We start from the raw sequence: 13,771 nt of genomic DNA, 5'->3' as shown, positions 1-13,771 counted from the left end.
TTACTTCGTTCGTGCCTCTCTCGTAATGACGAGCAGTGTTATTTTTGTTATTTTAATCGTTCCGTCATTGCGAGGCACGAAGCAATCTATTGGTTATGTGTTCTAAATGTTGGAGATTACTTCGTTCGTACCTCTCTTGTAATGACGTGCAGTGTTATTTTTGTTGTTACGATTTTAATCTTTCCGTCATTGCGAGGCACGAAGCAATCTGTTTATTATGAGTTCTAAATGTTAGAGATTACTTCGTCGTTCCTTCTTGTAATGACGTGCAGTGTTAATTTTGTTGTTATAGTTTTAATCTTTTCGTCATTGCGAGGCACGAAGCAATCTGTTTGTTATTGAGTTCTGAAGATAGAGATTACTTCGTTCGTACCTCTCTCGTAATGACGTTAGAAATTAAATAGCCAATCTTTGGATAAATCTAGCCAATCAGAATTTTCTTTATTAATTAAATTTTCTTTCTTTTTCCTATTACCTGATTTTAATTTTTTTTCTCTGGTAATAGCATCGGTGATAGAAGTAAACGCTTCATAATATACCAATTTATTACAGTTGTATTTGTACGTGAAACCTTTATGTTTATCAGTTTTATGTTCGTAAATTCTTTTTATTAAGTTTGATGTTACCCCAATATAAATAACAGTATTGTTTTTATTCGTTAAGAAGTATATGCAAGGGTTTTTCATGCTTTACAATTTACGTTATTATAAAATGTAAAACAATTTTTTAAAAGTTGTAAGTTCCGATTGTAGAGATTACTTCGTTCCTCCTCGTAATGACGTGCAGTGTTATTTTTTTTACAATTTTAACTTTTCCGTCATTGCGAAGAATAAAGCAATCTGTTTGTTATTGAGTTCTAAATGTTAGAGATTACTTCGTCGTCCCTTCTCGTAATGACGAGCAGTGTTAGTTTTGTTATTTTAATCGTTCCGTCATTGCGACTAGCAGGAAGCAATCTTTGTGTTTTGAGTTCCTAATTAGTAGATTACTTTATTCATTCTTTCTCGTAATGATGCGCTATGAAGTAATTTTATTAAATAAATCCCAAAGCACGATTCCACAACTTACTGATATATTTAAAGAGTGTTTGGTACCTAGCTGAGGTATTTCAATACAAAAGTCGGCAGCAGAAACCACTTCTTGTTGTACTCCCTTTACTTCATTACCCATTACAACTGCATATTTCTGGTCAGGTTCTGGAGTGAAATTATTTAGCATAGTGCTATTCTCAGCTTGTTCGATAGCCAAAATTTTAACGTTATCTTTTTTTAGTTTTTCAACCAAATCAATTGTGTTTTCAACATGTTCCCAAGCAACAGATTCGGTAGCGCCTAAAGCTGTTTTATGAATTTCTTTGTTAGGCGGAGTTGCTGTAATTCCGCAGAGATATATTTTTTCAATTAAAAAAGCATCAGAAGTTCTAAAAACAGACCCCACATTATTTAAACTACGAATGTTATCTAGGACTACAATAATGGGCGTTTTTTTGGTTTGCTTAAACTTGTTAACTGTAATTCTACCTAACTCATTATTTTTTAGTTTTCTCATGTAACCTATATTATAATTTTATTTCGTCATTGCGACCAAAGGAAAGCAATCTTTTGCTACTGAGTCCGAATCGAGAGATTACTTCGTCATTCTTTCTCGTAATTACCTACGTTTTTTAATAACTATTCAAATTCTGAATTAAAGTAATCATGATGTCAAATAATTAAATAGAATTATATAACAACAATAACGCTTTTCATATCTTCGCAAAACTAATTGAAAAAATCTTAAAAATTGGCAAAAACAAAGGCAAAAAAGGTAACGCCACTAATGCAACAATACAACGGAATTAAAGTTAAATATCCGGATGCAATGTTGCTCTTTAGGGTAGGTGATTTTTATGAAACCTTTGGTGAAGATGCTGTAAAAGCATCTAAGATTTTAGGAATTGTTTTAACAAAAAGAGGTGCTGGTAGCGAAAGCGAAACTGCTCTGGCAGGTTTTCCGCACCATTCGTTAAACACGTATTTACCTAAGTTAGTAAAGTCTGGTTTACGAGTTGCTATTTGCGATCAGTTAGAAGATCCTAAAATGACAAAAACCATTGTAAAACGTGGTGTTACCGAATTGGTTACTCCTGGTGTTGCTTTAAATGATGAAGTTTTACAATCGAAGTCGAACAATTTTTTAGCAGCAGTACATTTTGGTAAAAAAATAGTTGGAGTTTCGTTTTTAGATGTTTCTACAGGAGAGTTTTTAATTGCCCAAGGAAACGAAGAATATATAGATAAACTTTTGCAAAACTTTTCGCCAAGTGAAGTTTTAGTAGAAAAGCAGCATAAACAACGTTTTTTAGAATTATTCACGAATCGTTTTCATACATTTTATTTAGAAGATTGGGTTTTTCAAAAAGAATATGGTAGTGAATTACTAAGTAATCATTTTAAGGTTAAGAACTTAAAAGGGTTTGGAGTTGAAGAACTTGAACAAGGTATTGTTGCGGGTGGAGCAGCGATGTATTATTTATCAGAAACACAGCATAATAAAATAGAGCACATACAATCAATAAGCAGAATTGCTGAAGATAATTATGTATGGATGGATCGCTTTACGGTTAAAAACTTAGAATTATATGGCGGGAATTCTGTAAACTCTGTGTCTTTATTAAATGTTATTGATAAAACAATTTCTCCTATGGGAGGACGATTATTAAAACGTTGGTTAGCTTTACCTTTAAAAGATTTAGAGCAAATACAACAACGTCATGAATTGGTGAAATTTTTAATAGATAATGATGCTTTTTTCGAAACAGTTATTTATCAGTTAAAACAAATTTCTGATATTGAGCGATTAATTTCGAAAGTAGCAACTAGCAAGGTTTCTCCGCGAGAAGTAGTGTTGTTAAAGAACTCATTAAAAGCAATTCTTCCAATAAAAGAAGCTGCTGAAAAAAGTGAAAATAAAACAGTAAAAGAAATAGGAAAACAATTACACGATTGTAAACTATTAATTGATAAAATTATCGAAACTGTTTTAGAAGAAGCTCCTGTAAATATTAATAAAGGAAATGCTATTGCAGCTGGAGTTTCTACTGAGTTAGATGAACTAAGAAATATTTCTAATTCAGGAAAAGAATATTTAGATAACATGTTGGCTCGTGAAATTGAGCTAACAGGAATATCAAGTTTAAAAATTGCCTTTAACAATGTATTTGGTTATTATATTGAGGTTAGAAATAGATATAAAGACAGCGTTCCTGAAGAGTGGATTCGTAAACAAACATTAGTAAATGCGGAGCGTTATATTACGGAAGAACTTAAAGAATATGAGGCCAAAATTTTAGGAGCCGAAGAGAAAATTCAGCAGTTAGAAACGGAAATTTTCGCAAAATTAGTGCAGTTTATTATCGGTTTTGTAAAACCAGTGCAACAGAATGCTCAAAATGTTGCCAAGATAGATGTATTATTATCGTTTGCACAATTAGCAATGGATAACAATTATGTGCGTCCGATAATGGATGATAGTACAGATATAGAAATTAAAAATGGACGTCATCCAGTAATAGAAAAGCAATTACCAATTGGCGAAGAATATATAGCAAACGATGTTGTTTTAAATCGTAATCAGCAACAAATCATTATGATTACAGGCCCCAATATGTCGGGTAAATCAGCAATTTTGCGTCAAACAGCTTTAATTGTTCTATTAGCACAAATGGGAAGTTACATCCCTGCGCAGAATGCAAGAATTGGTATTGTAGATAAAATTTTTACAAGAGTAGGTGCGAGTGATAATATTTCGATGGGAGAATCTACTTTTATGGTAGAAATGAATGAAACAGCTTCTATTTTAAATAACATTTCAGAACGTAGTTTGGTGTTATTAGATGAAATTGGTCGTGGTACTTCTACTTATGATGGTATTTCTATTGCTTGGGCTATTGCTGAATATTTACACGAGCATCCATCAAAAGGAAAAACATTATTTGCAACGCATTATCATGAGTTAAATGAAATGACAACTACATTTAAGCGAATTAAAAATTTTAATGTATCTGTAAAAGAATTAAAAGACAGTATTATTTTCTTGCGTAAGTTGGTTGCCGGTGGAAGTAATCATAGTTTTGGTATTCATGTAGCAAAATTAGCAGGAATGCCGAATATGGTAATTCATAGAGCACAGAAAATTTTAAAACAATTAGAAAAGAATAATACTCATAAAGAGGTTAAGGAAGTTTTAAAAGAAACACAGCATGAAGAAATGCAAATGAGCTTTTTTCAATTAGATGATCCTTTGTTAGAAGATATTAAAGAAGAAATTTTAGCCACAAATATTGATACACTTACACCTATTGAAGCTTTAATGAAGTTGAATGAAATTAAGCGAATGTTGGTGAAGAAGAAATGATTATTGTTAATAATTTTCGATACCTAATCGAGTTATTATAAAGCTTGTTATATGTTACAAGATATAAGTTTTAAAAGAATTAATAAATTAGCTTTCCCTGCTTTAATCGCAGGAGTTGCAGAGCCTTTATTGTCTACTACAGATTTAGCGATTGTAGGTAATGTAAATGTAAATGCCACTGAAAGTATTGCTGCAATTGGTATTGTTGGCGCTTTTTTGTCGATGCTTATTTGGGTATTCGGGCAAACACGTAGTGGAATTTCATCTATTGTTTCTCAATATATAGGTGCTAATAAATTAGATGAGGTTAAAAATTTACCGGCTCAAGCTATTGTAATCGTATTAATAACGAGTTTGTTTATTTTAGGAATTAGTTATCCGTTTACAAAAGAAATATTTCAATTTTATAATGCTTCTGGTACTATTTTAGAATATTCGATTGAGTATTATAAAATACGTGTTTTTGGTTTTCCGTTTACACTATTTGTAATCGCAGTTTTTGGTACGTTTAGAGGGTTGCAAAACACTATGTATCCAATGTTAATCGCCATTATCGGTACTGTTATAAATATCTTATTAGATATTGTTTTAGTATATGGTGTTGAAGGGTATATACCAGCAATGAATATTAAAGGAGCTGCTTATGCCAGTGTAATTGCACAAATTATTATGGCTATTGTAGCAGGGTATTTATTATTAACTAAAACACAAATATCATTAAAATTTACTTTGCCTTTTAATAAAGAGATTCCAAGGTTTATAACTATGATTTTAAACTTATTTGTTCGTACCATCGCTTTAAATACAGCATTATATTTTGCAACTTCTTATGCGGCCTCTTACGGTAAAGAATACATAGCCGCCTATATAATAGGGTTTAATTTATGGTTGATGGGGGCTTTTATGATTGACGGGTATTCATCTGCAGGAAATATATTGTCTGGTAAGTTATTAGGAGCAAAATCATATACAACTTTAGTAAAACTAGCAAACAACTTAATTATTTATGGACTCGCTTTTGGAGCGGTTCTAGCGCTTTTCGGATTTTTGTTTTATGATTATATAGGAAGCGTATTTATAAAGGAACAACAAGTTTTGGAAGAGTTTTATGCTACTTTTTGGATTATTCTTGTAATGCAGCCTATTTGTTCCATTGTCTTTATTTATGATGGAATGTTTAAAGGAATGGGAGAAATGAAATATTTACGAAATGTATTATTGTTATCTACAGCATTCGTATTTATTCCAGTTCTATTAATCTTGGATTCTTTGGGTTATAAGTTATATGCGATTTGGATTGCTTTTTTTGCATGGATAATAGCTAGGGGGGTTCCTTTAATTCTTAAATTTAGAAATACGTTTTTATCTCGTTCTCAAAAAGAGTAATTTTGAAAATAAAATAAGTAACAATGACTACAACCAGAGAAAACGGAAGTTTATATACTCACATTGATAATAATATTGCGATAGTTGAATTTGGGCATCCAGCAAGTAATTCATTTCCGAGTGAATTGCTAAGACGTTTAGCGAATGAATTTGATACGCTATCAAATAATGATGATGTAGCTATTGTTGTGTTAAAATCGGAAGGTGATCGTGCTTTTTGTGCGGGAGCTTCTTTTGATGAGTTAGTAGCAATTGATACTTTAGAGGAGGGGAAACAATTTTTTGCTGGTTTTGCAAATGTAATTAATGCAATGCGTTGTTGTTCTAAATTGATTGTTGGTCGCGTGCAAGGTAAAACTGTTGGCGGAGGCGTTGGTTTAGCGGCTGCTTGTGATTATGTTTTAGCAACAGAGCATGCTTCTATTAAGCTTTCTGAGTTTACTATAGGTATCGGTCCATTTGTAATTGCACCTGCGGTAGAACGTAAAATAGGTGTTAGTGGTTTAGCAGAATTAACACTAGATGCTACTAGTTGGAAAAATGCGTATTGGGCAAAAGAGAAAGGTTTATATGCACGTGTTTTTGAGTCTATTGGCGATTTAGATAAAGAATTAGCTATTTTTACAGAGAAATTAGCATCGTATAATACAGAAGCATTATCTGAAATGAAAAAAGTGTTGTGGAAAGATACTGAGCACTGGCAAGAGTTATTGGCAGAGAGAGCAGAAATATCAGGTAAATTAGTATTGTCTGACGCTACTAAAAAGGCACTAGCAAGGTTTAAAAAATAAATATGTTTTTAATTCAAGATATAAAAGATACTCAAAGTTATAAGGCAGGGTATGAAGTAGGGAAATGGATATATCATAATCCGACACTATCTGTTCTTATAGGAGTTGTTCTTTCTGTAGGTTTCGTTTGGTTATTAACAAAAATTGTAAAACAAATTCGTACTTTCGGCGAATAATAAGATATAAATTATGGGAGGAGATTATTTATTTGCCATTTTAGCAGCAGGAGTAGCAATAGTGTATTTTTATAATAAATATAGAAGTAATAAAAAATTTAAAAGATAGTGAGCAATATTAGAATTACAAAGCAATTTTCTTTTGAAACAGGTCATGCCTTATATGGATATGACGGAAAATGTAAAAATGTTCATGGTCATAGTTACAAGCTTTCTGTAACTGTTATAGGACAACCGATTGCAGATGCATCAAATGTGAAATTTGGGATGGTTATTGATTTTACAGACCTCAAAAAGGTTGTAAAAGAGGAAATTGTTGATGTTTTTGATCATGCAACAGTTTTTAACAAAAACACGCCACATGTTGAGTTAGCTAAGGAACTAAAAGATAGAGGACATCATGTTATTTTAGTAGATTATCAGCCAACTAGTGAGATGATGGTAATTGATTTTGTAGAAAAAATTAAGAATAGACTTCCTAAAAACATTAAGCTTCAGGCAATTAAATTACAAGAAACAGATTCTAGTTTTGCAGAATGGTTTGCTTCTGATAATTAAATAATATTGAATATTTTTAAATTAATTTGTAACATATAGTCAAGCTTATGTACTTATTAGTATAAATTATATAATTATGAAAGATCTATTTAAAATATTTGTAAATTTTTATAAATGTGAAATAAGAACGTTTAATAAAATATTGGGAATTAAATAAATCGATTACTTCCCATTAAAATCGTTCATTGTATTGGCCATTCCAGCTGTAATAAAAGAAGTAATTACTTTAACTGATGTTGGAATGCGCTCAATCATTTCACTTTCTTCATTTTTACTCCATTCTCCTAATACATAATCTACTTGGCGACCTCTACCATAATCGGCACCAACACCAAAACGAAAACGCGGGTATGCACCTGTATTAAATTTATCCTGAATATCTTTCAATCCGTTATGTCCACCTGAACTTCCCTTAGGTTTTATGCGTAGTTTACCAAAATCAATATTTAAATCATCTGTAATTACTAACAAGTTTTCTACTTGAATATTTTCTTGTTGCATCCAATACATAACAGCCTTTCCGCTTAAATTCATATAGGTGCTAGGTTTTAAAACAATTACAGTTTTTCCTTTAATTTTTAATTTGGCAACATCTCCTAGTTTTTCAGTTGTAAAACTAGCATCATGCTCTTTTACAAAAGCATCTACTAGTTTAAACCCTATATTATGGCGTGTGTTATCATATTTTTCGCCAATATTACCTAGTCCTACAATTAAAAATTTTTTCATAAATTCTTCTTTTATGTTGTTTTAAAACCAAATCTTAAAAAAATAAGATGCAAATTCTTAATTTTTTAAAAATAGTAAAATAAAAAAGCGTTACAAAATGTAACGCTTTTATAAATTATGTGTGCAAATATTATTCTGCAACAGCTTCAGTAGCTTCTTCAGTTTCCTCTTCTTCAGTAGCATTACGAGAAGTTCTTACTTGAACAACAACAGTATTGTCTGGGTGTAAAAATGTATAGTCATCATTAAATAAAGATGATATAGATAATTTACCTCCAATTTTTAAATCTGAAATATCTGCAGTTAAAAAATCTGGTAAATTAGCTGGTAATGCTTTTACTTTTAATTTACGATTAGTAAAACGTAAAGCACCTCCATTTAAAACACCAGGAGAAGTTCCTGTTAATTTTACTGGAATATTCATTGTCACTGCTTTGTTATCAAATATCTGATAAAAATCTACGTGTATAACTCTATCTGTTACTGGGTGAAATTGTATGTCTTGTAAAACAGCGCTATATTTTTTACCATCGATTTCAATCGAAGCAGTAAATACGTTAGGAGTAAATACTAAAGGCTTGAACGATTTTTCTTCTGCTGAAAAGTGAACAGGCTTGTCTCCTCCGTATAATACGCAAGGAACCTTTCCAGCATTACGTAAGGCTTTAGTTGCTTTTTTACCTACGCTTTCTCTTTGTGATCCGTTGATTGTAATTGATTTCATTACTTCTTTTATTTATTAAAATTTATTTACATTAAAAATTGTCCGCTAATAGATGTATTATCATGCACTTTATGCATTACATCAGCGAATAAAGTGGCGCAAGTTACTACTTTTATTTTAGAAACACTCTTTTTCAAAGGAATTGTATCTGAAACAATTAGTTCCGTTAATTGCGAATTTTGAATTCTTTCATATGCATTACCAGAAAGTATTGGGTGTGTACAAATTGCACGTACACTTAAGGCACCTCTCTCTATCATTAAATCGGCAGCTTTGGTAAGAGTTCCTCCTGTGTCAATCATATCATCAACAAGAATTACATTTTTACCTTTTACATCACCAATTAATTCCATATGAGAAATGATATTGGCTTTTTCACGTTGTTTATAACAAATTACAACATCACTTTCTAAATATTTAGAATAAGCATATGCTCTTTTTGATCCTCCCATATCAGGAGAAGCAATAGTAAGGTTGTTTAACTGTAGATTTTTTACATATGGTAGAAAAACAGTAGAGGCAAATAAATGATCTACCGGCTTTTCAAAGAAACCTTGAATTTGGTCAGCATGTAAATCCATGGTCATAATTCTAGTTGCTCCTGCTTCTTCTAGTAATTTAGCCACTAATTTAGCACCAATAGCTACACGTGGTTTATCTTTTCTGTCTTGACGTGCCCATCCGAAATAAGGCATTACAGCTGTAATATGTCTAGCAGATGCACGTTTTGCAGCGTCACACATTAATAACATTTCCATTAAATTATCTGCTGATGGAAATGTTGAGCCAACAAGAAATATTCTTCTTCCTCGTATAGATTCTTCAAACGCTGGTTGAAATTCACCATCGCTAAAATGCGTTGTTTTTACATTACCAAGTTCTACACCGTATTCTTTAGCAATTTTTTCTGCTAATTCGATACTTTGGGAACAAGTAAAAATCTTTGGGCTTAATTGATCTGTAGCCATTTGTAAAAAAGGTATTTATAGTTAGTGTTGTTGAAAGGGCAAAAGTAAAACTATTTTAAGAGTTTAAAACTTATTTTAATCGAATTAATTAAAATATTTTATATTTTTGCAAACCTAAATAATGCTCGAGTGGTGGAATTGGTAGACACGTTGGATTCAAAATCCAATGTCGCAAGACGTGCGGGTTCGATTCCCGCCTCGAGTACAAGAAAAGCTTCAACAACTGGTTGAAGCTTTTTTATTATAGTTTAATCTTAATACATACCAATAAATTTATTGGAGAATATTCCAGACTTATAAAGAGTATCATTTTTGAACTATCTTGTAGCAACTCTAAATTTGGAATGCAATTTTTTACTTTACAATTGCAAAGAATAAAAAGTCTTTCTAAGATGTAGTTTGTTAATTTTTGTAATTCATGCTTTTTCTTTGATATCAAAAGAATATTCAAAACATACAACTATAAGTTATTTCTATCAAAAATTATTAAATCATTTATTTATCTTATTTAAGTTTGTAGCATAACTTAATCTATTTAAAAAATGAAGAAATTATATTTAGCAGTAGCAGCAGTAAGCTCTTTGCTTTTTTCTTGTAATAGTGAAAAAAATCACATTGAAGGAAAAGAAAAAGGAAAGTGTCCGTTTGGTTTTGACAAGGGGCATAAAAAAGAACAAATTTCACAAACTAAATCTAATAAAGATTGGTGGCCAAACAAACTTGACCTAGATGTTCTAGCGCAAAATTCAGCATTGTCAAATCCAATGAAAAAAGACTTTAATTATGCTGATGAGTTCAATAAGTTAGATTATGCAGAATTAAAGAAAGATCTTATAAAGTTAATGACTGAATCTCAGGATTGGTGGCCAGCTGATTATGGTCATTATGGGCCGTTATTTATTCGAATGGCTTGGCACAGTTCAGGAACCTATCGTACGGGAGATGGTAGAGGAGGAACACGTATGGGGTTACAGCGTTTCGCGCCACAGAATAGTTGGCCAGACAATGGAAATTTAGATAAGGCAAGAAGGTTATTATGGCCTATAAAACAAAAATATGGTAAAAAGATTTCTTGGGCTGATTTAATTATTTTAACTGGAAATGTTGCCATTGAATCAATGGGGTTAAAAACCATTGGTTTTGCAGGAGGAAGAGAAGATGTGTGGGAGCCTCAAAAAGATATTTACTGGGGGTCTGAAGCAGGATGGTTAGAGAGTAGACGATTAGATAAAGAGGGTAAATTAGATTTAGAAGTTGAAAATCCTTTAGCTGCTGTACAAATGGGGTTAATTTATGTAAATCCTGAAGGGCCAAACGGGAAACCAGATCCAGTAGCTTCTGCAAAAAATATACGTATATCTTTTGCTAGAATGGGTATGAATGACGAAGAAACTGTAGCTTTAATAGCAGGTGGACATACTTTTGGGAAAACTCATGGGGCAGGTCCAGCAGAAAATGTAGGGGCATCTCCGGAAGCAGCAGGTATTGAAGAACAGGGATTAGGTTGGAAAAGCAGTTACAAATCTGGTAAAGGAAAAGATGCTATTACATCAGGTTTAGAGGTGGTTTGGACACCTACACCAACAAGATGGAGTCATGCTTTTTTAAATACATTATTTGATAATGAATGGGAATTAACTAAAAGTCCTGCTGGTGCTCATCAATGGGCAGCAAAGGGTGTAGGGGAAGTTTTTCCTGATGCTTTTGATAAAAATAAAAGGCATAGACCAACGATGTTAACTTCTGATTTAGCATTAAAATTTGATCCTGATTATAAAAAGGCATGCCAAAAATTCTTAGACAATCCATTGTCTTTTGATGAAGCATTTGCAAAAGCTTGGTTTAAGCTTACGCATAGAGATATGGGACCAAAATCAACATATTTAGGTTCAGCATTTCCACAAGAAAACTTTATTTGGCAAGATCCAATTCCAACACAAAAGGATAAGTCAATTACTAAAACGAATATTCAAACACTAAAAAAAGAAATTCTTAATTCTGGAGTTCCTCATAATCAGTTGGTAGAAACAGCATGGGCATCAGCATCATCTTATAGAGGTTCTGACAGAAGAGGAGGAGCCAATGGAGCACGTATTCGTTTAGAACCACAAATTAATTGGGAAAGTAATAACCCAACTCAATTAAAAAAAGTATTAGCTATTTATGAAGCAATTCAATTTAAATTCAATAATACTTCTAAAGATGTAAAGGTTTCTATTGCAGATTTAATTGTTTTAGGAGGTTCAGCAGTAGTTGAAGAGGCAGCTAAAAAAGCAGGTTTTTCAATAGAAGTACCTTTTACCCCAGGAAGAATGGATGCAACACAAGCGCAAACAGATGTTGCTTCGTTTGCTGTTTTGGAGCCAATGGCAGATGGATTTAGAAATTATCAAAAGAAAAAATATACACTTACAACTGAAGAGTTATTAGTAGATAAAGCGCAATTATTAACTCTAACTGCTCCAGAAATGACAGTTTTGGTTGGAGGGATGCGTGCATTAAATGTAAGTTATAATGCTTCAAACAAAGGTGTTCTTACTTTAAATTCAGGTGTTTTAACAAACGATTTCTTTGTGAACCTTTTAGATATGAATACTTATTGGACTCCCATTTCTGAAGATAAAATGGAGTTAGAAGGTAAAGATAGAAAAACGAATGCAGTTAAGTGGGTAGCTACAAGAGCTGATTTAATTTTTGGTTCTAATTCTGAATTAAGAGGTTTAGCTGAGGTGTATGCAAGTGATGATGCAAAAGAAAAGTTTGTAACTGACTTCGTTAGTGCTTGGGTTAAGGTTATGAATTTAGATAGATTTGATTTAAAATAGAAGATTAGTTAGTGTTTAATACCTATATCACATTAAAAATTTTATTGTGATATAGGTTAATTATTTATATTAGTTAGAAGTACATCTTAGTAGTCTTATGTATTCTTTTGAATCTCTTTTGAGGCAATTTCAAATTCTTCTGGAGTGTTAATGTTTCTGATAAAATCATCATCAATTTCTACAATTTTAACATCAGAATTAATTAACATTTTACGAGGGCAAGAATAGCCTTGTGCTAAATATTGTAATAATTTTCCGTAAGCCTTAGGTTCGTATATGGTAATTAGTGGCTCTGGAAACTCTTTTTCTTTTCCTTTAATAGTCGTTGCTATTTTACTAGGGTCTCTATTTTCTAATAAAAGTTTAATAATTTCTTCATTAACAAAAGGAATATCTGTAGCCATGACTAACCATGCAGTATTAGGGTTTTGTTGAAAAGCAGAACAAATTCCGCCAAATGGCCCTAAGTTTAAAAAAACATCATGAATTTCATTATCTTTTTCTGAGGGCTGCTGAATAGAAAAAAAAGTAGGTAATGAACATTTTTCTAATAGCTCTTTTACATGCTCTTTTTGAGTTTTACCAAAATAATTTAATTCGGCTTTGTCAGTTCCCATTCGGGTGCTTTTACCACCAATTAACACTAAACCATTTATAGGCGCAATATGTTCTTGAATTAAACTTTTTATGTGATTTGTAATTTTTTCAATTTGATCGATAGTATAAGAAGTTATGTTTTTAATGTTAGGGAATTTTTCTATTAAGCAATCAAAATATGGAGTGTCTTTATTTAATTTTATGATGAACTGAATATTGGTTAATTGCTCTAAACGTTTTTTTACTGAAGCTTCTTTTTCATCATCTAAAATTAAAATTTGTTTATCACCTTGGTAATGATTTCCATTAATAAAAACGAAATCGTGATTGTAAAATTGTAATCGCTGTTCGTATTTATTTATAGATGAATTTGTGTTTATTTGAAGATTTCCTTTATGATGAAAGGTGTACGTAGAGAAAGTGTTTTTCGGAACATCTTTAGCGTGTGAAGCATCAAAATATCCAAGGTTATAATTCGATAATTTATTAGAAACGGTAGTGACTAAATCAGCTATAATACCACATTTTGTTCCTAAAATAGCCACTTCGTTAGGTGCAAAATTATCGCTGTGTTTTTTTGAAATATTTGTATGTTTTTGATGTTTTTTCATTTTGCCTTTTT

Annotated in this window: 12 protein-coding genes and 1 tRNA gene; 7 read left to right on the top strand and 6 right to left on the bottom strand. The window is 31.7% G+C overall.

Annotation, left to right across the window (positions count from 1 at the left end):
• Positions 1–389: 389 nt before the first annotated feature.
• Positions 390–686 (bottom strand): GIY-YIG nuclease family protein, encoded by a 297-nt coding sequence (locus tag CXF68_RS03590; RefSeq protein ID WP_101042998.1) that lies wholly within the window; start codon positions 684–686, stop codon positions 390–392.
• 331 nt (positions 687–1,017) lie between these two features.
• A complete protein-coding gene (locus CXF68_RS03585) occupies positions 1,018–1,548 on the bottom strand; it encodes an RNA methyltransferase (protein WP_101042997.1) in 531 nt (176 codons plus the stop codon).
• Positions 1,549–1,782: 234 nt separating this feature from the next.
• Here CXF68_RS03585 and mutS point away from each other — a divergent pair, with 234 nt between their 5' ends.
• The 5 genes from mutS to CXF68_RS03565 all read left to right on the top strand — a co-directional run bounded on the left by mutS (position 1,783) and on the right by CXF68_RS03565 (position 7,306).
• Positions 1,783–4,395, top strand: coding sequence for a DNA mismatch repair protein MutS (mutS, locus tag CXF68_RS03580; protein ID WP_101042996.1), 2,613 nt, complete (start codon positions 1,783–1,785; stop codon positions 4,393–4,395).
• A 51-nt stretch (positions 4,396–4,446) separates the two neighbouring features.
• Positions 4,447–5,781 (top strand): MATE family efflux transporter, encoded by a 1,335-nt coding sequence (locus CXF68_RS03575; protein ID WP_101042995.1) that lies wholly within the window; start codon positions 4,447–4,449, stop codon positions 5,779–5,781.
• 23 nt (positions 5,782–5,804) lie between these two features.
• Positions 5,805–6,572: an enoyl-CoA hydratase/isomerase family protein gene (locus CXF68_RS03570; RefSeq protein ID WP_101042994.1), complete on the top strand. Its 768-nt coding sequence runs from the start codon at positions 5,805–5,807 to the stop codon at positions 6,570–6,572.
• A 2-nt stretch (positions 6,573–6,574) separates the two neighbouring features.
• Positions 6,575–6,748, top strand: coding sequence for a hypothetical protein (locus CXF68_RS20470; RefSeq protein WP_157821842.1), 174 nt, complete (start codon positions 6,575–6,577; stop codon positions 6,746–6,748).
• A gap of 108 nt (positions 6,749–6,856) precedes the next feature.
• A complete protein-coding gene (locus CXF68_RS03565) occupies positions 6,857–7,306 on the top strand; it encodes a 6-carboxytetrahydropterin synthase (protein WP_101042993.1) in 450 nt (149 codons plus the stop codon).
• A gap of 162 nt (positions 7,307–7,468) precedes the next feature.
• Here CXF68_RS03565 and pth read toward each other — a convergent pair whose 3' ends face one another.
• The 3 genes from pth to CXF68_RS03550 form a co-directional block, all read right to left on the bottom strand.
• Entirely contained in the window at positions 7,469–8,035 is a 567-nt protein-coding gene (gene pth / locus CXF68_RS03560; protein WP_101042992.1) for an aminoacyl-tRNA hydrolase, read from the bottom strand.
• A 130-nt stretch (positions 8,036–8,165) separates the two neighbouring features.
• The gene (locus CXF68_RS03555) at positions 8,166–8,759 is read right to left on the bottom strand and encodes a 50S ribosomal protein L25/general stress protein Ctc (RefSeq protein WP_101042991.1); all 594 of its coding nucleotides are present in this window, start codon (positions 8,757–8,759) and stop codon (positions 8,166–8,168) included.
• Positions 8,760–8,785: 26 nt separating this feature from the next.
• Positions 8,786–9,727, bottom strand: coding sequence for a ribose-phosphate pyrophosphokinase (locus tag CXF68_RS03550; protein WP_101042990.1), 942 nt, complete (start codon positions 9,725–9,727; stop codon positions 8,786–8,788).
• Between the two features lie 123 nt (positions 9,728–9,850).
• Here CXF68_RS03550 and CXF68_RS03545 point away from each other — a divergent pair.
• Positions 9,851–9,932 (top strand) — tRNA-Leu (locus CXF68_RS03545).
• Positions 9,933–10,269: 337 nt separating this feature from the next.
• Positions 10,270–12,552 (top strand): catalase/peroxidase HPI, encoded by a 2,283-nt coding sequence (gene katG, locus CXF68_RS03540; RefSeq protein ID WP_101042989.1) that lies wholly within the window; start codon positions 10,270–10,272, stop codon positions 12,550–12,552.
• Between the two features lie 95 nt (positions 12,553–12,647).
• Here katG and CXF68_RS03535 read toward each other — a convergent pair whose 3' ends face one another.
• Positions 12,648–13,760, bottom strand: coding sequence for an NTP transferase domain-containing protein (locus tag CXF68_RS03535; RefSeq protein WP_101042988.1), 1,113 nt, complete (start codon positions 13,758–13,760; stop codon positions 12,648–12,650).
• Positions 13,761–13,771: the final 11 nt, after the last annotated feature.

The organism is Tenacibaculum sp. Bg11-29 (assembly GCF_002836595.1).
GTDB lineage: Bacteria > Bacteroidota > Bacteroidia > Flavobacteriales > Flavobacteriaceae > Polaribacter.
This window is presented reverse-complemented; position numbering and strand designations above follow the sequence as displayed.